The following is a 21,020-nucleotide window of genomic DNA, read 5'->3' on the forward strand; positions in this document are numbered from 1 at the left end:
GTGCGCCATCTCACTTTACCAATTCATTTTATCAGCAAGGCTGTTTCGGCAGCCTTGTTTGGTATTCTACTTTTAATTGCTTTTGCTTTAACAGCACCGATGGGAAGCCATGAATATATGGGTTTTTATCGTTATGATTATTTACTCATCTATGCAGTGCTGATTCAGATCTGTCTTTTATATTTAAAACTTGAATCATGGGCAGAAGCCAAAGTTATTGCTTTATTTCATGTCATGGCGATGGTCATGGAAATATTTTTAACGCATCCTGCGATCGCATCATGGCAATATCCTCAGCCTGCTATATTTAAAATTTTAACTGTGCCTTTATTTGCAGGCTTTATGTATTCGGCTGTAGGTAGTTTTTTTGCGCGATCACTCCGATTATTTCAGGTTTCTTTCGAAAAACTTCCAAGTTTTGGAACGATGTTTTTACTCGCATTTTTCTCATATATAAACTTTATGAGTAAATTTTTTGTACCTGATATTCGCTATATTTTATTTGCGATCAGTATTTTTATTTTTTGGAAGACCAAACTTTATTTTCAGCTAAATGAATATAAATTTAAAATCCCGATGTTACCTGTATTGTTGACCCTCGCTTTTCTAATCTGGATTGCTGAAAATATTAGTACTTTTTATAAAATCTGGCTCTACCCAAGTCAGGTAGATGCTTGGCATATGGTAGGTTGGGGTAAACTGGGGTCATGGTATTTATTATTACTTTTAAGTTTGGTTCTCGTGCTTAAAATATTAGGTCATCGAGATAATCAAGGTAACTGGAATCTAAGGTAAATTTTTTCGTTAGCACTTTTCATCATATTATTTATTTTTTAATTGCTAAATCACAGCCTTCTCGCTATCTTTAATATCGTGTAATAAGAATTACACATAACAATACATAAGAAACAATCAATAATGATTTTGGAGATATACATCTATGTTAAAAAAATTAGCTTTAGCTGCTTTGTTAGCAGCTGGTTCAAGTGTTGCTATGGCTGATAACGATGTAGGTTGTGGTGTGGGTACGCAAGTATGGGCTGGCCAAAAAGGAGTGGTGCCTAAAATTCTTGCTGCAACAACAAATGGTATTTTTACTAACCAATTACTAGGGATTACTTTTGGTACTTTAGGCTGCCGTCAAGGCGGAACAGTAACTGCGCAAGTGGTTACATTCACAAATGAAAATGCTGAAGCTTTAGCACGTGATATGGCAGTAGGCCAAGGTGAAAGCCTGAACGTACTTGCTGAGTTAATGCAAATCAAACCTCAAGACAAAGATCGTTTCTTTAAAGTTTCAAAAGCAAACTTTGGTGAAATCTATTCTGCAAATAATCAAAATACGCTTCAAGTTTTAGCATCATTACAAACTGTAATGGCTAAAGACGACGTTTTAAAAGCTTACGTATAAGTTTGAAACTGAAAACCCTGTCGTATGGCAGGGTTTTTCTTATATTTAATGATAAAAATTGATGAGCTTAATGAAGTCAGTTGTTTTAGTTTTTGCCTCATTGGCAGTGAATATTGCTTATTCAGCAGATATAAATCCATCTATTCAAAAATATTGGTCAATTGCAGAACAACAAAATCTAGATCAAGACATTACATGGCAAAGGCTGATGTATGCCAATAAAAATCAGAAAAGTGAGGTTACTTATTCTGGCTATTTCTTATCAGAAAATGGAAAAAATAACTTAAAAGAAGAACTGAAAGCTGACATTTCAGCATTATTTATGCCTGCTCAAGATAATCAGTCGATTCGTTGTAAGTTTCCGGCACGTAGTCAATGGCTCATGCAAAAAGTCGGCATTCAAGAAAATGAATTGCCTCAAGTAAAGTGTACCGAATTTGAAAACTGGATTGGGCAGATTAAGCCTCATAAAGCGACCTTAATTTATGCGACCGATTTTATGGGCAATCCTAGCTCAATGTTTGGTCATACACTATTGCGTTTGGACCCAAAAGATCAACAGCAGTTAAATCTTGTCTCTTACGCCGTAAACTATGCAGCAACTGTGACAGGCAACGACAACTGGTCATATGCATGGAAAGGTTTAACGGGGCAGTATCCAGGCGAATATTCATTGATGCCTTATTATCGTAAGGTAAAAGAGTATGGTGATTTTGAAAGCCGCGATTTGTGGGAATATGAGTTAAATCTATCACCTGAAGAAACTCGGTTTTTAGTAAGCCATATTTGGGAAATGCAACATGTGAGCTTTCCTTATTATTTTGTGAGTGATAACTGTGCCTATCGATTGTTGGGATTAGTGGATTTAGTAAAACCTGAGTCTAACTTGCAAGAAAAATTCACCTATGCATCCATTCCAATGGAAACCATTAGATCGATGCAGCAGCAGGGACTTACCAAAGCTCCTGTATATCGACCTGCATTAGAAACTCAGTTACTAGCCCAAGCTCATCAGCATGGTGCTTCACTGGCGAAGGTGGCTCATCAAATTACGATGATGCCGACACAGCAGTCTTCTCAGATTTTAAAATCATTTAGTGAGCAAGATCAGGCTAAGATTTTAGAGATGGCTTACGATGATTTATACCTCCAATTTATTAGCCGAAAAATAGAAGAAAGTGTTGCTCAGCCGCAGTTACGTCAGCTTTTAGCACTCAGAAGTCAGATTGATTTAGACAAACAGCGTCAAGAACCAAAAAGACCAACAAAGGAACCGACTCAAGGCCATAACGCGCGTAACTTTTCCGTGAAAGCTGGTGAGGTGCAAGGTGATAAGTTTATCGAACTTGGTCATCGGCAAGCCTACCATGACTTAATAGATCCTCAAGGCGGATATCGTGCAGGTACTCAACTACTATTTTTAAATGGTAATGCACAGTGGCGAGATGACCATTTAAAACTAGAACGTCTTGATCTGTTAGAAGTGAACTCTTATAACCCGATTCAACCTTTTAAAACACCGCTGAGTTGGGGATTTAATTTAGGTTGGCGTCAGGAAGCCATTCATGATGGAAGCTTTAGTGAAGACAAACAACACGGTGTAGCAAGCTTTAATGCTCAGGTCGGTTACAGTCTTGCAGATTATGAGCGCAAACATATTTGCTATGGACAAGTACAAACCTATGCACAAACAGGTTCAAATCTAGATAAAGGGTGGCGTGTAGGCGTGGGCCCAACTTTAGGTTGTATGAACCAATGGTTTGAGCGTTTCAACTCTGTCGTGCAAATCGAATTGCCCTATTGGGAAGATCAAAACCAATGGAACTTGAGAGTAAATACGCAGTGGCAATATGTGATTAATCACAATAATGCCGTTCGATTAAATTGGGATTATGAACAACAAAACCATCAAGACTGGATGAAATCAAGTCTAGGATATATTTGGTTCTTTTAAAGAATAAGTGCATAAAAAAGAGAAATGAGATTATTCATTTCTCTTTTTTTGTGTTTAGCTAAGGTGATTATTTTTTTATTGCATTTAACACCGCATACGCTGCCTTAATGCGTTCTTCATTTGGAATACGTTTATTGGTCAACATGACTAAGCCAATATTTTCTTTAGGAATAAACACGACATAAGTTCCGAAACCATTGGTTGAACCAGTTTTGTGGAACATCTTAACTGAAGGTTCTTTTGAAATGGCAGTCACTTTATTAGGCTTCATCACAATTTGTTCTGAATTACTGTCTAATAAAGTTTGTAAAGGCGCTGGATAAGAAAATTCTTCCCAACCAAGTGCCTGATACATGGTGCCGACTTGATAGAAACCCTGATGTGTTTCATTAATTGCACGTTGAATATCTTTCGGATATTTCTGTGGGTTGAGGTTGGCATTAATAAACTTAAGCATATCGGGTAGTGTCGATTTGACGCCGTACGCAGGTGCATCTAACGGACCAGGGTTAACACGAATTGGCTGATTTTCTTGATTATAGCCAAAAGCATAGTTTTGCATCTGGGTCTTCGGTACAATTACATAGCTATGTTTTAAGCCAAGGCCCGGAAAAATTGTTTTTTCTAAGATTTGGTCGAAAGGTTTATTCATAGACAAAGCAACAACTTTTCCAAATAGGCCAATACTTGGATTTGAATATTGTCTGTATTCACCGATTGGGTTTTTAGGTTTCCATTCTTTGAAAAAAGTTAAAACTTGTTGGTCTGTTTGTACTTCATCTGGGAACTGCAAGGCAAGGTTACCACTTGTATACGTTGCGAGTTGAAGTAAGTTAACTTGGTCAATCGGTGTGTTTTTTAGTTCTTTCCAATATTTACCAGGCGTATCGTCAAAAGAGATTTTTCCTTTATTTTTTGCATATCCACCTGCTGTCGCGGTAAATAATTTACTGACAGAACCTAGTTCAAAAATGGTACTGCTACTTACGGATTTTTTATCTTGAACAGATTGAAGACCATAATACGTTTCATATTTTTTATTATTCTGAATAACGCCCACGGCCATACCTGGCACATCATATTTATCTAATAAAGGTTTAAAGTTTTGATCTACCAGTTTTTTAATTTCTCGGTCTTTTGGTGTATTGCCCGCATAAATTGAGGTACTAAAAATAAAAAGCGGAGATAAAAGTAGACAAGAAATTTTTTTAAATCGCATGATTAACTCTAAATCGTTTAAAAATAAAGATGCGTACTTTTATAACAAAAATCACCAAATTTAATTGTTATGTTTTATTGGTTAAGTGCTTTAAATAGATATAAAAAAAGCCCAACTTCGTCGGGCTTTTATTTTGGCAGTAAAACTGGATTAATAGCTTTCTGGTACTGCACTTAAAAATTCACGGCGTGCTTCTTTATCGGTTTTAAAATCGCCAACAAATGAAACTGTACGGGTTGTAGACTCTTGTTTACCTACACCACGCATCATCATACACATATGTGCTGAATCGATGACTACAGCAACACCGCGAGCACCAGTCACTTCTGCGACAGCTTCTGCGATTTGTTGAGTCAGATTTTCCTGAATTTGCAAACGGCGAGCAAACATCTCGGTAATTCGTGCAAATTTAGATAAGCCAAGAACTTTGCCTTCCGGTAAATAGGCAACATGAACACGACCGTAGAATGGGAGGAGATGATGTTCGCAAAGCGAATAGAATTCAATATTCTTCACCAATACCATTTCATGGTTATCTGATGGGAAAACAGCATTATTGGTGACTTCTTCTAAAGTTTTACTATAGCCAGAAGTTAAATATGAAAAAGCTTTAGCCGCACGCACAGGCGTATCTTTAAGGCCGGGACGATCAAGATCTTCACCGACGGCAGTCAGGATATTTGCGTACGATTGCTGCATTGACATAAGACGTATAAATTTACTCTATTAGACAAGCTCGGCATTGTATCAGAAACATGACCTGATGTTCATAAATCCTCGCACTATATTTATTTTGGTTTTGCGCAAGCTTAATAAAAGATGAATAAATTTCATGTTTTTTATCGTTAATAGTCAAGTGTTTGGACATGAAATGTGCGCTTAATATTGGTAAGTTCTAAATGATCGCGTAATGGCATCATATTTGCACAGAAGCATTATTATAAAGCACAAGGATAAAACATGTTAGAACGTCCAATCACCTTCTTTTTTCGTGGTGGTCAGCAGCAAGTAGAAAATGTAGTACCTACAATGACGGTTTTACAATTTTTGCGAGAATATACCCAAACTGATAAGACTAGGCAGACTGGTACAAAAGAGGGATGTGCTGAGGGCGATTGTGGTGCATGTACAGTAGTGATTGGTGAACTGGTCAATGACAACCTACAATTACGCAGTGTGAATGCGTGTATTCAGTTTTTACCGACTTTAGATGGTAAGGCCCTATTTACAGTAGAAGATCTTCATAGCTTATTGCCTGTACAAGATGGCACACTTCATCCGGTACAACAGGCGATGGTTGATATGCATGGTTCACAATGCGGTTTTTGTACACCCGGTTTTATCATGTCGTTATGGTCAATGTATGAAAATGAACAACAGTCTCCAAGCAAAGATAAAATCAGTGATTATCTTTCTGGAAACTTATGTCGCTGTACAGGCTATCGCCCTATTTTAGATGCAGCACAAAAAGCTTATGACTATCCACGTGTTGTATTAGAACGTCAAAAAGTAATTGATGTATTAAAAGAAATCAAAGCATTGCCTGCATTATATTTAAATGATCATGGTCAACAATTCTTTGCACCAAAGACTTTGCAGGATTTTGCCGTATTACGCTTGCAGTTGCCGCAAGCGCGTATTGTTGCGGGTAGCACAGATGTCGGTTTGTGGGTAACAAAGCAGGGCCGTGATTTGAGCGATATGCTTTATATTGGCCAGGTTGAAGAACTCAAAAAAATTGTAGTCACAGATAATGCTTTAACGATTGGGGCAAATGTAAGTTTGAGTGATGCACTCATTAAAATTTCAGATTTTTATCCCGACTTTCAAGAATTGCAGCGCCGTTTTGCTTCCATGCCGATTAAAAATGCAGGAACTTTAGGTGGAAATATTGCCAATGGTTCGCCTATTGGTGACTCAATGCCGGCATTAATTACGCTAGGTACACGATTGATTTTGCGCGTCGGTGAAGAGACCCGTGAAATTACCTTGGAAGACTTTTATTTAGACTATCAAAAAACAGCATTACAGCTTGGTGAGTTTGTTGAGGCAATTGTTATTCCGCTTCGTGAAGGGCAGACACGTTTTAAATTTGCCAGCTATAAAATTGCCAAACGTTTTGAGCAGGATATTTCTGCGGTATGTGCAGCCATTTCTTGTGAGTTAGATAATCATTATGTCGCTCACAATGTAAGAGTTGCTTTTGGTGGCATGGCAGCTATTCCCAAACGTGCAAAATATGCAGAAGCCATATTGGAAGGCCAGAAAATTACAGCAGAATTGATGGTTCAGGCGCAGCAGGCATTGTCGCAAGACTATCAACCCTTAGATGATGGACGTGCTAGCTCGGTATATCGTTTACAAGTCGCAAAAAACTGTTTACAGCGCTTTTATGTAGAAAAAATTCTGTCTCAAACACTCACTCGTGTGAATGACCTGATTGCTATGGTGGAGATCTAATATGAACCAAACCATTGACTTAAGAGTTCCTAAAAAATCCGCTAAAGCAGGCGACTCGATACCACATGAAAGTGCACATTTACATGTGACTGGGCAAGCAACTTATATAGATGATTTACCCGAGCTTGAAAATACCATGCATTTGGCAGTGGGATTTTCAAATTGTGCCAAAGGCAAAATCAGTAAGTTTGATTTGGATGCCGTACGTCAGGCTGAAGGTGTTTATGCAGTTTTTTCGGCAAAAGATATTGAGGTTGAAAATAATTGGGGGCCAATTGTTAGAGATGACCCAATTTTTGCAGAGGAGCAGGTCGAATTTTATGGACAAGCTTTATTTGTGGTTGTGGCCGAGAGTTATCAGCAAGCTCGTAAGGCAGTTCGCTTGGCAAAAATTGAGTATGTGCCCGAAACTCCAATTTTAACGATTCAAGATGCAATTAAAAAAGAATCGTGGGTGTTACCGCCTGTTGAATTTAGCCATGGTGAAGTTGAGCAGGCATTTCAAAACGCAGCACATCAACTTTCAGGTGCTATTGAGCTGGGTGGGCAAGAGCATTTTTATCTTGAAGGGCAAATTTCCTATGCGATTCCACAAGAAAGTCAGAGCTTAAAAGTCTATTGCTCAACGCAACATCCAACCGAAATGCAGCTGCTTATTTGTCATGCATTAGGCATGAATATGCATCAGGTGAGTGTAGAAAGTCGCCGTATGGGTGGTGGTTTTGGCGGTAAAGAGTCGCAGTCAGCACAGTGGGCATGTATCGCCTCTTTGGCAGCACAAAAAACAGGCCGTCCATGTAAATTACGCTTAGATCGTGATGATGACATGAGTGCTACAGGTAAACGTCACGGTTTTGCTTATGAGTGGTCTGTAGCTTTTGATGACACTGGCCTTTTGCAAGGCTTAAAGGTACAACTGGCTTCAAACTGTGGGTTTTCGGCTGATCTTTCTGGGCCAGTAAATGAACGAGCAATTTGCCATATTGGCAACGCCTATTATTTAAATGCAGTTGAGCTACGTAACTTACGTTGTAAAACCAACACTGTTTCTAACACCGCATATCGTGGTTTTGGTGGACCGCAAGGCATGTTTGTCATTGAAAATATTATTGATGACATTGCTCGTTATTTAGGTTGTGACCCAGTTGAAATTCGTCAGCGCAATTTCTTTGCCGAGCAGCCCGGTGCTGGACGTGACCGTATGCACTATGGGGCAGAAGTCCGTGTTAATGTTGCTCCTCGACTGGTGGTCGAATTATTGCAAAGTAGCGATTACGCGAAACGCAAACACAGCATTCATGCCTTTAATCAGAGCAATGACATCATTAAGCGTGGTATTGCGTTAACCCCATTAATGTTCGGTATTTCGTTTAACGCCGTGCATTACAATCAGGCAGGTGCACTAGTCTATGTGTATATGGATGGCACTGTCGCGATTACGCACGGTGGTACAGAAATGGGACAGGGGTTATATACCAAAGTACGGCAGATTGCTGCACATGAGTTGGGTTTACCAATCGATAGTGTTCGTTTAATTGCAACCGATACTTCTCGTGTACCAAATACTTCGGCAACTGCAGCATCGAGTGGCGCAGATTTAAACGGTAAAGCTGTTCAAAATGCCTGTATTAAAATTCGTGAGCGTCTGGCTAAACTTGCAGCCGAAATAAGTCAAAGTGAAGCTGAACAAGTCCAGTTTGAAGATAGTATGGTTTCAACAGCGAATGGTCACTCATGGACATTTCCAGATTTGGTTCAACGGGCATATATGGCACGTGTACAGCTATGGGACAGCGGTTTTTATAAAACGCCAGAAATTCACTATGATCAGGTCAACCATTTGGGGCGTCCATTTTTCTATTATGCCTATGGTGCAGCAGTCAGTGAGGTCGCAATAGATACCTTAACAGGGGAAATGAAAGTATTACGTGCTGACATTTTGCATGATGTAGGACGGTCGATTAACCCTGCAATTGATATTGGGCAAATTGAAGGTGGTTTTGTTCAAGGGATGGGATGGCTTACGACAGAAGAGCTGTATTGGCAGCCGCGTGGGCCACACGCAGGCCGTTTGTTTACCCATGCGCCTTCAACTTATAAAATCCCGACCAGTGTGGATATTCCGCATATTTTTAATGTCAAACTGTTTGATAACCAAAATCAGGCAGATACCATCTATCGCTCCAAAGCGGTAGGTGAACCCCCATTTATGTTGGCATTATCTGTTTTCTCTGCAATTCGTCAGGCAGTACAGGCGGCTATTCCAGAAAATGCTCCGCTGGTGCTCAACGCTCCAGCAACTGCCGAAGAAATTTTACGTGCAATTGCGATTGGACGGGGACAAGCTTTGGCTGCTCGCCCACAGGCTAAAATGTAGAAGATTATGCAACATTTACAATGGTGGACTGATTTTGTAGCGTGGCAAGTCGATGCTCTACCTATGGTATTGGTCACAGTGGTCCGCGCTGATGGTTCAACACCACGAGAAGTTGGTGCAACCATGTTGTTGCGGTTTAATTTGCAAAAGCAATGGCAGCAGTCAGATACGATTGGTGGTGGGCATTTAGAGTTTCAGGCGATTGATATTGCTAAAGCAATGTTAAGCGAACTGCAAACTTGTGTGAGGCGTATTGAACGTTTTAACCTCAGTGCTCGGCTTGGGCAGTGTTGTGGCGGAGTAATGTGGTTATTGTTTGAAAAAATATTACCTGCTGAAATTGCGTCGGATTTGTCTGGAAGTTTCCAAGCATGGCAAGCTGGAAAGCATATATCGCGTACCGTCTCACATCAATATGCATCCACTTGGCAGGCTATAGAGATGGAACAACAACCAAGTTTCGAGTTTGATTCTGGCAGCAGTGAGCAATGGCAATTTGGCCAGCAGATTCAACCATATGCTATGCAAGTTCTGATTTGTGGTGCGGGGCATGTGGGTGAAGCAATTGTCCGTTGTTTATTGCCTATTGGTGTTCGGGTGAAATGGATTGATCCACGTGATGATATTTTTCCACCAGATTTACTGCAACAGGTGCAATGTTTAACGACTGATACGCTTGAAGCCGAGATCGAGCATTTTGACCGTTCAGGTGCAATTTTAATATTAACTCATGACCATCAATTAGATTTGCAACTGTGTTTTACAGCCTTGAAACCTACGGCAAAACCATTTGCTTATGTTGGGATGATTGGTTCAAAGAGTAAAAGGGCCATTTTTGAAAAACGTATGCAGGTGCGAGGTTATACTCAGGAAACATTACAACGTTTGGTTTGTCCGATCGGGATAGAAGGGATTTCATCGAAACAACCTGCAATGATTGCCATTGCAGTAGTTGCTCAATTATTGCAGGTGTTTGATGTAAAAAAATGATCCCAAAGGATCATTTTTTTTGTTCGAATTTTGGATTTTTTTCTGCACGTTTAAGCAGTACGAGAACGGCACCTGTGCCACCTTGGTTTTCAGGGGCACTTACAAAGGCCAAAACATCACGATGTTGGCGTAACCATCCATTGACATAGGTTTTTAAGACCGCTTCTGGGCCTTTACCATGCACAATTTTGATGACATTTTGATTTTCATCTTTTGCCATCTGGATAATCTGTAAAACTGCGTCACGTGCTTGTTCAATGGTACAGCCGTGTAAATCTACAGCTTCAAACCAACGCATCTTGCCTGCTTTTAAATCTTCAAACACCTTATGTTGCAGAGTCGCAATGCGATAGCTTAGCGTTGCTTGGCTTGCGACCGGATTTAAAGCAGCTTGAGTATCAGATAGTTCGGCATGCTCAGTGTCACGACCACCTTCGGCAGCCGCACGTTTAGCTAATGTTTGAGCATCAACTTTTCTGGCACGAGGAACTCTTACATCAGCAATATTACTATTATTGATGGGTTTAACACCTGCTACAGCGCTTTGAAACAGATTTGCATTTTCCAATTCTTCAGACTCAGCCTGAGGTTGTTTGGTCTCAGGCTGACTTGCGATTTTGCTTGAATGAGGATTGGAGATTTGCTTTTTAAATTGCTTCAATAACTTTTGTTGCTCTTTAGAAAGCGATGAATCTTTATTACTCATATATCTTCATTAAACCGTTTGAGGTTGTCCAAAAAGGGCAGTAAAAGCTTGATCTGGACGTGGTTGTTTCATAAAACTTTCGCCGACCAAGAAGCTGTGAATATCATGCTCTTGCATCATATGCACATCATCTGGTGTCGCAATACCGCTTTCAGTAATTAATAAACGTGAGGCCGGAAGTAATTTTTTCAATCGAATGGATGTATTTAAATCCACATCAAACGTTTTTAAATTACGGTTATTCACACCTAATAAACATTGCTCAGAAAGCTTTAAAGCGCGTTCCATTTCTTCTTCGTCATGAACTTCAACTAATACATCGAGTTGATGTTCAAACGCAGTTTTAGACATTTCTTCGAGTTGCTGGTCAGACAAACATGCAACAATTAATAAAATACAGTCAGCATGCAAAGCACGTGCTTCAACTACATTGTATGGGGCTACCAAAAAGTCTTTACGTAAAGCAGGGAGGGCACAATGATTGCGAGCAATCGCAATATTTTCATCTGCTCCCTGAAAGAAATCAACATCGGTCAGTACCGATAGACATGCTGCTCCAGCTTGTTCATATTGCTGGGCAATTTCGGCAGGATTAAAGTCTGCGCGAATGATTCCTTTTGATGGAGACGCTTTTTTAATTTCAGCAATTACACCCGGGCGTTTATGTTTTAAAGCATTTGCAAAGCCTCGAACTGGAGTCGCAGCTTTTGCTAGTTCTTCAACATCTTGCAAATTACGTTGTTTTAAACGCGCAGCAAGTTCCTCATGTTTACGGTCAACAATTTTACCTAAAATGGTATTTTGAATATTAATCATGAGAAATCCTTAATCTGCCTGAGATTGCTTTAATGTTTTGGTAAATTCAGCCAAAACACTCATTTTTTCTAAAGCCTGTCCGCCATAGATAATATCTTGAGCGAATGTAACAGCCTGAGCATAAGTTTTGGTAATGCCCGCCACATAGATGCCTGCACCTGCATTAAGCGCAATCATGTTTGCTGCTTTTTCACCAATATCAGATTTATTTTTGCTTAAAGCATCTTTAATTAACTTTAGACTTGCTGTTGCATCAGCGACAACCAAACCACTTAAAGTTTGCGACTCAATTCCGACATCTTCAGGATTAAGCGTCCACTCAGTAATTTCGCCATCTTTGAGTTCGGCAATAGCAGTGGGAGCGGCAAGACTGATTTCATCAAGACCATCTTTTGAATGAACAACCATCACGTGTTCAGCACCAAGCTGCTTCATCACTTCGGCAATTGGACGACAAAGTTCATCTGAAAATACGCCAATCACAAAGCGTTTTACACCAGCCGGATTCGTAAGCGGGCCAAGTAAATTAAAGATGCTGCGAATACCAAGCTCTCGACGTGGTCCAACAGCATATTTCATTGCTTTATGGTGGTTTGGAGCAAATAAAAACCCTACACCCATCTCACGGATGCAGCGTTCGGTTTGTTGCATGTCTAAATCAAGATGAATACCTGCTTGCTCAAGCAAGTCAGATGAACCTGATTTGCTTGAAACGCCTCGGTTGCCATGTTTTGCAATGGTTGCACCTGCCGCCGCAATTACAAAGCTTGAAGCTGTAGAGACGTTAAATAAGTTTTGCCCATCACCACCCGTGCCGACAATATCAACTAAATATTTGATATCACTGACATCAATTTTGATGGCAAATTCACGCATGACACGCGCAGCAGCAGTAATTTCGTCAATACTTTCACCTTTCATGCGAAGGCCCATCATCAAAGCACCAATTTGTGCTTCGGTTGCCTCACCTTGCATGATACTACGCATAATGTCTTCCATTTGCGGCTGAGTCAGGTGAATATTTTTTGTTATATGGTTAAGTGCTTGTTGAATATTCATAGGGATCACTTATGCATAAATATCTAAAAAGTTTTTAAAGATTTGATGGCCATGTTGACTCAAGATTGATTCAGGATGGAATTGCACGCCTTCAACAGGAAGTGTCTTATGTTTAACACCCATGATTTCTTCCATTGAGCCATCTGCTTCATTGGTCCAGCACGTTACTTCAAGGCAATCAGGCAGTGTTTGCTGATCAATCACCAATGAGTGATAACGAGTTGCCGAGAATGGGCTAGGAAGATTACTGAAAATACCTTTATTGCTATGGTACATATCAGATAAACGTCCGTGCATCACCGTTTTGGCTCTTACAATTTTCCCGCCAAAAGCCTGCCCAATACTTTGATGCCCTAAACACACGCCAAGTAGAGGAATTTTTCCGGCAAAGTTGTTAATTGCAGGAATTGAAATACCTGCTTCGCTTGGAGAGCAAGGGCCAGGACCAATAACTAGATATTTTGGTTGCCATCGTTCAATATCCTCTAATGTGACTTGATCATTGCGAACTACTTTTACTTCCTGATTCAACTCGCCAAAATACTGGACGATGTTGTAGGTAAAAGAGTCGTAATTGTCGATCATTAGAAGCATGATGAACTTAACCTCATGATAATTAAAATATATTTAATAAGTGACTAAAATAGTTACCCATATTGATACCCGTTTTCAGAAAAGGCTTTTTAGGTTTTAAAATAAGAAGCCGCTTTCTAATGGGCTAATATAGCAAAAAAAGAAGTAACCAGTTTAACTATTTCATTCGTTAGAAATTTGCAGAAAAACGGCTTTAAGAAGTGAGTCTTTTGAAATGATATATAAGTACAATTAAGGCAGAATAAGCTTTTCTTAAAAATAAAAAAACTATTCTGCCTTGGTCATACAAGAAGATTAAATCTTACGTGTGTTATAGATCAGCCAATCTAAAACATCGCCAGATAAATGTTCGGCCAGTCTTTCTTGAACAGTTTGATGGTAACCATTTAACCAGTCTTTCTCTTCATTCGTTAGCATGTCAACGATGATACAATCTAAATGAATCGGGCAAAGGGTTAGCGTTTCAAACTCTAAGAAATCGCCGTAGGTTTTCTCAAACCCTGAGTGAAGTCTGTTTGCAACCAGATTTTCAATACGAATGCCGTATTGTCCTTCATGGTATAAGCCCGGTTCATTAGAGAGAATCATTCCTTCACGCAACTTACTATAGGCATGAATAGGCGCGTAATAAGAAAGAACTTGCGGACCTTCATGGACGTTAAGTGCAAAGCCTACACCGTGACCTGTGCCATGGCGATAATCTAAACCATATTGCCATAAAGTATGGCGACAAATTGAATCGAGTAGCGGTGCAGCTAAACCTTCTGGATAAATCGTTTTTGCCAAAGCAATGTGACATTTTAAAACCAGAGTATAGTCACGTTTTTGTTGCCCTGTTGGCGTGCCTACAGGAACAACACGAGTAATATCCGTTGTTCCATCAACATACTGCCCGCCAGAGTCAATGAGTAATAGGCCATCGCCTTCAATGAATGAGTAGTGTTCTTCAGTTGCTCGATAATGAGGTAAAGCACCATTAGCATTAAAGCCAGCAATCGTTGAAAAACTTGGGCCTATAAATCCGTTTTGCTCAGCACGGAAAGCTGTAATCTTCTCATCAATAGTGAGTTCTGAAATGCTTTCACCATGATGAAGGGCTCTCTCTAACCAGTGAAAAAAGTGGCAAAGCGCGACTCCATCTTTAACCATTGCGTGACGGATATGCGCAATTTCGCTTTCATGCTTACGCGATTTAAAAAGTGTACTTGGGGTGATGTCGTAGACAACCTGAATATCTTTTGCGATAGCCTGTTCATGAAAAATCGAGACTTTGGCTGGATCTAAAAGTACAGAGGTATCAGAGATATTCGATAAAAACTTAGCGGTATCTTCGTAGTTACGAATTTCAATACCATCGGCTGCTAAAGCTTGTTGAATGCTTACATTAACTTTTTCAGCATCAATAAAAAGAATAGCTTGCTCTGCATTAATATATAAATGAGAAAGAAAAACAGGATTGTATTCTACATCTTGCCCACGTGCATTTAAGATCCATGCAATATCGTCTAAAGATGAAATGAAATGAGCCGCAATATTCTTGCTATGTAAAGTTTCACGAATAGCCTGAATTTTTTCTTTACGAGATAGGGCATTTAGCCTTTCAGGCATGAAATGAATTTTCTTTGATGGAAGTTCTGGGCGGTTTAACCAAATCTCTCCGACAAAATCTTGCTGGGTTTCGAGTTTATAATTATTAACTCGTGCAGTATGTTCAAGTGCCTTAAATTGCTGAATTGATAAAGTATGCCCATTTACCACAATGACTGATTCTGGTTGTAGATTTTTTTCAATCCAAGCGAGATGTGTTGAAGATTCATCACTTGTTAATTTTTGAAGATCAAAGCCAGTTCCAATAAGTTGTTGCTCGGCTTGTACCCAATAGCGGCCATCAGCCCAGAGTCCTGCAAAGTTTTGGGTCACGACGAGCGTACCAACCGAACCACTAAAACCACTTAACCACTGCCTTGCTTTCCAGTAGTCTGGCAAATATTCTGACATATGCGGATCGGCACTCATCACAATCAAAGCATCAACATGCTGATTGCGCATGAGTTCACGAAGTTTCTCAAGTTTTTCTGGAACAGTTAAAACGCTCATATAGTTTCCAACTCAGGTTGAACTTTACTGGTACTTTTGTTCATTAATCTATTGATAGGTTTCTTTAATAAAAATAACACGATTGCGCCAATCACTAACGCTAAAACACATCGCATAAATAAGGTAGGTAAATGATTAATGCCATCTGCCGATACATGCCCGCCAATTAAACCAGCGATAAGATTACCCAAAGCTGAACCTGTAAACCATAGACCCATAATTTGACCACGTATAACATCAGGTGCAAGTTTAGTCATGGTAGATAGACCAATCGGGCTTAAGCAAAGTTCACCTATGGTAAGAAGAAATAAAGTTCCGACTAACCAAAATGGTGAAACTAATCCACCTGCAATAGCAAAACGGCTTGCAAATGACATCAACAGGAAACCACCTGCTGCCAGTAAAAGTGCAATAATAAATTTACTGATATAACTTGGGTCTTTATTTGACTTACCAAGTTTAGCCCAAAGCCATGCTGCAATTGGGGCAAAAATAATAATAAAGAGTGCGTTAATTGATTGAAACCACACTGCTGGAATCTCGAATCCGAAAACATTACGGTCTGTGTAATCTTGCGCAAATAGGTTAAAAGAAGTTGGTTTTTGCTCAAAGGCAGACCAAAAAAGAGCTGATGTTGCTAATAAGACAAAGCAGATAATAATTTTAAATTTTTCATGTTTTTCTAAACCAATGAAAAATAATAAATAGATAAAATAAGCGATAATTCCAACGCCGATTCCGACTGTTAAATAAGTTGCTACCGCGACTGGATTGATACGAATAACGCCAAAGAAAGTAAGAGCAATAACGACTGCAACAGATAGTAAAAATGAGAAAGCAATTTTTGGCGCATTTCTATTTTCTACGACAGGTTTATTCCAATTGTCAGTTTGCTGACGCAATTGGTTGAATGATTGTAGTTGAGGAATGGCTAATGCACGGAAGATGAGTAATGCAATCAACATTCCAAGGCCGCCAATCCCAAAACCTAGATGCCAGCCATGATCGCGAGCCAATATACCTGTAATAAGCGGGGCAATAAACGACCCCATATTAATCCCCATATAAAAAATGGAGAAGCCAGCATCTCGTCTACTATCCTGAGCGTTATATAATGTTCCGACAATCACTGAAATACAGGTTTTAAATAAACCTGAGCCAAGAACAATAAGGACTAAGCCGAAATAAAAAAAGAATTGATCAAAGATGGGGGTAAGCGCAATTGATAAGTGACCTAAAGCAATAATGAGGGAGCCATACCAGACGGATCGTGCTTGACCTAACCAGTTGTCGGCAATCCAACCACCTAAAACGGTCATTAAATACATAGAGCCTGCAAATAACCCAACAATTGCGGCGGCAGTAGGACGATCAAGACCTAACCCGCCATCATTGACCATCGCAACCATATAAAGAACGAGTAAGGGACGAATTCCATAGTAAGAAAAGCGTTCCCATAGCTCTGTAAAAAATAAAGTTTTTAAGGGTTTTGGATGGCCGAAAAAAGCTGTGTCACATTGTTCGAGTTCATGCTTCATTTCAAATCCTTTGAACATATTTGTAGTTTAATAAGCCAAACTTTTAGTTTGTTTAGTTATAAAAAAAAGTTATGTTTTATTTTTTAGATTTTTTTAAATTGAAAAGCAAGTTGGTCATGTATAAAAAAGGTATATAACAAATGGTAAAAAATTATAAAGTTGAAATTATCAGTCGAAAAGATTCCTTTTGGCGCACCAAAGCTGATCAGGCCAGCCCTAGCGTAAAACTACGATAAGAAAAATTAAATTAACACTTTAAAACCTCAACCTTTCTATGGATGGGCAGTGAAGAGTGGTAATTGATATTATTTAAAAAAATTGTGTAGAGTTACTTAGAAATCGTATTTATGTTCAAACTTTTTTGGCAAGGGCATACTGTAGATACCATCGTCTAATTTAGAGATTAATAGTTCTATCGGGAATAGATTATTATTTTTAAGCATTACAGTAAGAAAGTCAGATTTCTATATAAGAAAGTATTATGATCACAAATTACTGTTAGATATTGATGCGGTGATTCATATTAGCGCAACAATTTTGCACTAAATTAGGGCGATTGCGAGCTATTCTTGTATGCCATAATTTGAAAATGTCTGAATATGGTGCATTTAACTATGCAAACAGTATAATGGGTTCAAGACAAGGGGCCTAAATCATGGATAGTTATAAGCAATTCAATGTTTTAGGTAAGTCTTATAAAGTTGGTATGAGAATTGCTATATAAATACCAGCAACTAACACGCACTTAACAAGTGCAACAAAATTTCATTGGAGCAAAATGAGCATGGCGAACAAGGTCCTTCAACTCATACAAGAAAGTGGCGCAAAATGGGTCGATTTTCGCTTTACTGATACTAAGGGTAAAGAGCAGCACGTAACTTACCCAGCTGATTCTATTGATGAAGATACTTTTGAAGACGGTAAAATGTTTGATGGTTCTTCAATCGCTGGTTGGAAAGGCATTGAAGCATCTGACATGATTTTACGTCCAGATGCGGAAACTGGTTTTATCGACCCGTTCTTTGCTGAACCAACTGTAGTTGTGACTTGTGACGTTATTGAACCTTCAACTGGTCAAGGTTATGAGCGTGACCCACGTTCGATTGCTCGCCGTGCAGAAGAATACTTAAAATCTACAGGTATCGGTGATACTGCATTCTTTGGTCCAGAACCAGAATTCTTTGTATTTGACGAAGTGAAGTGGGACATCGATATGTCTGGCGCTCGTCATACATTAATCGCTGAAGAAGCTGCTTGGTCTACTGGTAAAGACTACGAGTCTGGTAACTCTGGTCACCGTCCACGTGTTAAAGGCGGTTACTTCCCAGTTCCTCCAGTTGATTCTTCACAAGATATGCGTGCAGAAATGTGTGCAAAAATCGAAGACATCATGGGCCCAGGTCGTGTAGAAGTACATCACCACGAAGTTGCTTCTTGCCAGTTAGAAATTGGTGTGAGCTTCAATACACTTGTACGTAAAGCTGATGAAGTTCAACAGTTCAAATATGCTGTTTGGAACGTTGCACATCAATATGCAAAAACAGCAACCTTTATGCCTAAACCAATGGTAGGCGATAACGGTTCTGGTATGCATGTTCACATGTCTATCTCTAAAGATGGCAAGAACTTGTTTGCTGGTGATGAATATGCAGGCCTTTCAGAAATGGCATTGTACTTCATCGGTGGTATCATCAAGCACGCTCGTGCATTGAATGCAATCACAAACCCATCTACAAACTCATACAAGCGTTTGGTTCCTCACTTCGAAGCACCAATTATGCTTGCTTACTCAGCACGTAACCGTTCTGCTTCTATCCGTATTCCATACGTTTCTAGCCCTAAAGGTAAGCGTATCGAAGCTCGTTTCCCAGACCCAATGATGAACCCGTACTTAGGTTTCGCTGCATTGTTAATGGCTGGTATCGACGGTATTCAAAACAAGATCCATCCGGGCGAAGCTGCTGATAAGAACTTGTATGATCTTCCTCCAGAAGAAGAAGCAAAAATCCCAACAGTTGCTCATAGCTTAGATATGGCTCTTGAAGCACTTCAAGCAGATCACGAATTCTTGTTAAAAGGCGGCGTGTTCACTAAAGAAATGCTTGATGCATACATCGAACTTAAAACTGAAGATGTACGTCGTCTTAACACGACTACTCACCCAGTTGAATTTGATATGTACTACAGCTTGTAATACGTATTTCTTAAAAAAGCCTGCTTATGCAGGCTTTTTTATTGCTTGGAATGTTGATTGAATTCTCTACGTTTTTTATCAAAAAATTGGGGTAAACTAGGTGCGAGTTTTCATGTGAGCAGATTATGCGTAAACGACAACCAGTACTTAAACAGGAACAAGTTTTAAATCCTGCATTGAAAACATGGTTGTATGCGTCTGGTTCTCTGACCCAACAATTGACTGAACTTGGCGGTGGACAGTTCAGCGTAAAGCCTTTTAAAGAACATTTTCAACGTTTAACGTTTGCAGACAGTCAATGGATGAACATGCCTCATACCCACACTTCATGGGTGAGGGAAACCTATTTATATGGCTGTGAAGTTGAGCCATGGGTAAAAGCAAAAAGTATTTTTCCAATTCAAAGTTTACAAAAAAGAGCGCGTATATTTCAGCACATTGGATCTAAACCAATTGGCTTTTTTCTATTTCAAAGAACAATTCCGCTTTGTGACCGTCGTGTCATTCGTTTGCCAGAAGGTTGGACGCGACAAAGTTGCTATACTTGGCATGGATGTAAATTTATTGTCCAAGAAACATTCTTACCGGCTTTTGAAGCTTTTTTAAATCAGCAGCACGACAAGGAATTACTATGACGACTGCAACAGGCACAACATGGCGTCAGCGTTTAGAAGCTTATTATTATCTATGTCGATTTGATAAGCCAATTGGTACTGAACTGGTGTTTTGGCCAACCATGTGGGCACTTTGGGTTGCATCAAAAGGAATACCTGATTTAGGTATTTTATTTGTCATGATTTTAGGCGTCATTTTTATGCGCGCTGCTGGATGTGCGATTAATGACTTTGCTGATCGTAAAGTAGATGGTCATGTAGAGCGAACAAAAACGCGCCCTTTAGCAACAGGAGTGATTCGCGCAAGGGAAGCCGTATACGTATTCTTGGGCCTTGTTTTAGCAAGCGCATGTCTTTTGTTCTTTTTACCTATAGAAACTTTTTATTGGTCATTTGGCGCATTATTTTTAGCGTTTATTTATCCATTTATGAAACGCTATACCAATTTACCCCAAGTATTTTTAGGCGCAGCATTTTCATGGTCAATTCCTATGGCTTTTACCGCGGTAGGTAAAACTCCAGATTTGACTTGCTGGTTGCTCTATTTTGGTAATTTGGCTTGGACTGTGGCTTATGACACTCAATATGCAATTACAGATCGTGAATATGATTTAAAGATTGGTGTGAAATCTACAGCTATTCTTTTTGGCCGATATGACATCCAGATTATTGCACTCTTACAGGCAACAAGCCTTGTTTTGATTGGTACTGCACTATATTTAGAAAATATTTTATTCCCATGGGCAATTATTGCTTTAATTGTAGTGGCATTCGATTTTGTATATCAAACAATTAAAACCAAAGACCGCAACCCTCAAGTATGTTTTTGGGCATTTCGTCACAATCGCTGGGTTGGATTAATCATTTTTCTAGGAATATTTTTAAATTTCATATAGTAAAAATGACCGTGAGGTTGAAAAGTGTTCTATGCAGAGCACTTTTTTTATGTCTTAATATTTGTGCATAAAAATATGCGGAATAAATAACACAT

General features: G+C 39.4%; 17 protein-coding genes. 9 read left to right on the plus strand and 8 right to left on the minus strand.

Annotation, left to right across the window (positions count from 1 at the left end; all coding sequences use genetic code 11):
- The 3 genes from AC52J8_RS05700 to AC52J8_RS05710 all read left to right on the plus strand — a co-directional run bounded on the left by AC52J8_RS05700 (window position 1) and on the right by AC52J8_RS05710 (window position 3,365).
- Window positions 1–795: a DUF817 family protein gene (locus AC52J8_RS05700; RefSeq protein ID WP_086399845.1), complete on the plus strand. Its 795-nt coding sequence runs from the start codon at window positions 1–3 to the stop codon at window positions 793–795.
- 145 nt (window positions 796–940) lie between these two features.
- Window positions 941–1,411: a DUF3015 family protein gene (locus tag AC52J8_RS05705; RefSeq protein WP_002118800.1), complete on the plus strand. Its 471-nt coding sequence runs from the start codon at window positions 941–943 to the stop codon at window positions 1,409–1,411.
- 70 nt (window positions 1,412–1,481) lie between these two features.
- The gene (locus tag AC52J8_RS05710) at window positions 1,482–3,365 is read left to right on the plus strand and encodes an Lnb N-terminal periplasmic domain-containing protein (RefSeq protein WP_471675585.1); all 1,884 of its coding nucleotides are present in this window, start codon (window positions 1,482–1,484) and stop codon (window positions 3,363–3,365) included.
- 67 nt (window positions 3,366–3,432) lie between these two features.
- Here the strand turns inward: AC52J8_RS05710 and AC52J8_RS05715 are convergent, their stop codons facing one another.
- On the minus strand, window positions 3,433–4,584 hold the full coding sequence (locus tag AC52J8_RS05715) for an extended-spectrum class C beta-lactamase ADC-252 (RefSeq protein WP_086399847.1): 1,152 nt from the start codon (window positions 4,582–4,584) through the stop codon (window positions 3,433–3,435).
- A 150-nt stretch (window positions 4,585–4,734) separates the two neighbouring features.
- Window positions 4,735–5,283 carry a GTP cyclohydrolase I FolE gene (gene folE, locus AC52J8_RS05720; RefSeq protein WP_002118643.1) on the minus strand — a complete coding sequence of 183 codons (549 nt, stop codon included), beginning with the start codon at window positions 5,281–5,283 and terminating at the stop codon, window positions 4,735–4,737.
- A gap of 261 nt (window positions 5,284–5,544) precedes the next feature.
- On the opposite strand from folE, the gene xdhA reads away from it, so the two are divergent.
- From xdhA to xdhC, 3 genes are read left to right on the plus strand one after another with little or no spacing between them, the layout of a single operon-like run.
- On the plus strand, window positions 5,545–7,044 hold the full coding sequence (xdhA, locus tag AC52J8_RS05725; protein ID WP_086399848.1) for a xanthine dehydrogenase small subunit: 1,500 nt from the start codon (window positions 5,545–5,547) through the stop codon (window positions 7,042–7,044).
- Between the two features lies 1 nt (window position 7,045).
- The gene (gene xdhB / locus AC52J8_RS05730) at window positions 7,046–9,421 is read left to right on the plus strand and encodes a xanthine dehydrogenase molybdopterin binding subunit (protein ID WP_086399849.1); all 2,376 of its coding nucleotides are present in this window, start codon (window positions 7,046–7,048) and stop codon (window positions 9,419–9,421) included.
- A gap of 6 nt (window positions 9,422–9,427) precedes the next feature.
- Window positions 9,428–10,411 (plus strand): xanthine dehydrogenase accessory protein XdhC, encoded by a 984-nt coding sequence (gene xdhC, locus AC52J8_RS05735; RefSeq protein WP_086399850.1) that lies wholly within the window; start codon window positions 9,428–9,430, stop codon window positions 10,409–10,411.
- 10 nt (window positions 10,412–10,421) lie between these two features.
- Here the strand turns inward: xdhC and AC52J8_RS05740 are convergent, their stop codons facing one another.
- The 6 genes from AC52J8_RS05740 to AC52J8_RS05765 all read right to left on the minus strand — a co-directional run bounded on the left by AC52J8_RS05740 (window position 10,422) and on the right by AC52J8_RS05765 (window position 17,239).
- On the minus strand, window positions 10,422–11,117 hold the full coding sequence (locus tag AC52J8_RS05740) for a Smr/MutS family protein (protein ID WP_005307211.1): 696 nt from the start codon (window positions 11,115–11,117) through the stop codon (window positions 10,422–10,424).
- A 9-nt stretch (window positions 11,118–11,126) separates the two neighbouring features.
- A complete protein-coding gene (gene trpC / locus AC52J8_RS05745) occupies window positions 11,127–11,933 on the minus strand; it encodes an indole-3-glycerol phosphate synthase TrpC (RefSeq protein ID WP_086399851.1) in 807 nt (268 codons plus the stop codon).
- A 9-nt stretch (window positions 11,934–11,942) separates the two neighbouring features.
- Window positions 11,943–12,992, minus strand: a complete 1,050-nt coding sequence (gene trpD / locus AC52J8_RS05750) for an anthranilate phosphoribosyltransferase (protein ID WP_032035718.1) — start codon at window positions 12,990–12,992, stop codon at window positions 11,943–11,945.
- 9 nt (window positions 12,993–13,001) lie between these two features.
- Window positions 13,002–13,586: an anthranilate synthase component II gene (locus AC52J8_RS05755; protein ID WP_086399852.1), complete on the minus strand. Its 585-nt coding sequence runs from the start codon at window positions 13,584–13,586 to the stop codon at window positions 13,002–13,004.
- A gap of 294 nt (window positions 13,587–13,880) precedes the next feature.
- On the minus strand, window positions 13,881–15,683 hold the full coding sequence (locus tag AC52J8_RS05760; RefSeq protein WP_086399853.1) for an aminopeptidase P family protein: 1,803 nt from the start codon (window positions 15,681–15,683) through the stop codon (window positions 13,881–13,883).
- Window positions 15,680–17,239 carry a peptide MFS transporter gene (locus tag AC52J8_RS05765; RefSeq protein WP_086399854.1) on the minus strand — a complete coding sequence of 520 codons (1,560 nt, stop codon included), beginning with the start codon at window positions 17,237–17,239 and terminating at the stop codon, window positions 15,680–15,682. Before AC52J8_RS05765 ends, AC52J8_RS05760 begins: the two co-directional genes overlap by 4 nt.
- A gap of 760 nt (window positions 17,240–17,999) precedes the next feature.
- On the opposite strand from AC52J8_RS05765, the gene glnA reads away from it, so the two are divergent.
- The 3 genes from glnA (at window position 18,000) to ubiA (ending at window position 20,925) form a co-directional block, all read left to right on the plus strand.
- Window positions 18,000–19,415, plus strand: coding sequence for a type I glutamate--ammonia ligase (gene glnA, locus AC52J8_RS05770; RefSeq protein WP_002052696.1), 1,416 nt, complete (start codon window positions 18,000–18,002; stop codon window positions 19,413–19,415).
- Window positions 19,416–19,540: 125 nt separating this feature from the next.
- Window positions 19,541–20,050, plus strand: coding sequence for a chorismate--pyruvate lyase family protein (locus AC52J8_RS05775; RefSeq protein WP_086399855.1), 510 nt, complete (start codon window positions 19,541–19,543; stop codon window positions 20,048–20,050).
- Window positions 20,047–20,925, plus strand: coding sequence for a 4-hydroxybenzoate octaprenyltransferase (gene ubiA, locus AC52J8_RS05780; RefSeq protein WP_086399856.1), 879 nt, complete (start codon window positions 20,047–20,049; stop codon window positions 20,923–20,925). The genes AC52J8_RS05775 and ubiA overlap by 4 nt, the downstream gene beginning before the upstream one ends.
- Window positions 20,926–21,020: the final 95 nt, after the last annotated feature.

The organism is Acinetobacter sp. S-1 (assembly GCF_059579785.1).

What these genes read in the sequence shown, in the direction of transcription:
- AC52J8_RS05705 (WP_002118800.1), top strand. Translation starts at nt 941, where the DNA reads ATGTTAAAAAAATTAGCTTTAGCTGCTTTGTTAGCAGCTGGTTCAAGT.
- AC52J8_RS05710 (WP_471675585.1), top strand. Translation starts at nt 1,482, where the DNA reads ATGAAGTCAGTTGTTTTAGTTTTTGCCTCATTGGCAGTGAATATTGCT.
- AC52J8_RS05715 (WP_086399847.1), bottom strand. Translation starts at nt 4,584, where the DNA reads ATGCGATTTAAAAAAATTTCTTGTCTACTTTTATCTCCGCTTTTTATT.
- folE (WP_002118643.1), bottom strand. Translation starts at nt 5,283, where the DNA reads ATGCAGCAATCGTACGCAAATATCCTGACTGCCGTCGGTGAAGATCTT.
- xdhA (WP_086399848.1), top strand. Translation starts at nt 5,545, where the DNA reads ATGTTAGAACGTCCAATCACCTTCTTTTTTCGTGGTGGTCAGCAGCAA.
- xdhB (WP_086399849.1), top strand. Translation starts at nt 7,046, where the DNA reads ATGAACCAAACCATTGACTTAAGAGTTCCTAAAAAATCCGCTAAAGCA.
- xdhC (WP_086399850.1), top strand. Translation starts at nt 9,428, where the DNA reads ATGCAACATTTACAATGGTGGACTGATTTTGTAGCGTGGCAAGTCGAT.
- AC52J8_RS05740 (WP_005307211.1), bottom strand. Translation starts at nt 11,117, where the DNA reads ATGAGTAATAAAGATTCATCGCTTTCTAAAGAGCAACAAAAGTTATTG.
- trpC (WP_086399851.1), bottom strand. Translation starts at nt 11,933, where the DNA reads ATGATTAATATTCAAAATACCATTTTAGGTAAAATTGTTGACCGTAAA.
- trpD (WP_032035718.1), bottom strand. Translation starts at nt 12,992, where the DNA reads ATGAATATTCAACAAGCACTTAACCATATAACAAAAAATATTCACCTG.
- AC52J8_RS05755 (WP_086399852.1), bottom strand. Translation starts at nt 13,586, where the DNA reads ATGCTTCTAATGATCGACAATTACGACTCTTTTACCTACAACATCGTC.
- AC52J8_RS05760 (WP_086399853.1), bottom strand. Translation starts at nt 15,683, where the DNA reads ATGAGCGTTTTAACTGTTCCAGAAAAACTTGAGAAACTTCGTGAACTC.
- AC52J8_RS05765 (WP_086399854.1), bottom strand. Translation starts at nt 17,239, where the DNA reads ATGTTCAAAGGATTTGAAATGAAGCATGAACTCGAACAATGTGACACA.
- glnA (WP_002052696.1), top strand. Translation starts at nt 18,000, where the DNA reads ATGAGCATGGCGAACAAGGTCCTTCAACTCATACAAGAAAGTGGCGCA.
- AC52J8_RS05775 (WP_086399855.1), top strand. Translation starts at nt 19,541, where the DNA reads ATGCGTAAACGACAACCAGTACTTAAACAGGAACAAGTTTTAAATCCT.
- ubiA (WP_086399856.1), top strand. Translation starts at nt 20,047, where the DNA reads ATGACGACTGCAACAGGCACAACATGGCGTCAGCGTTTAGAAGCTTAT.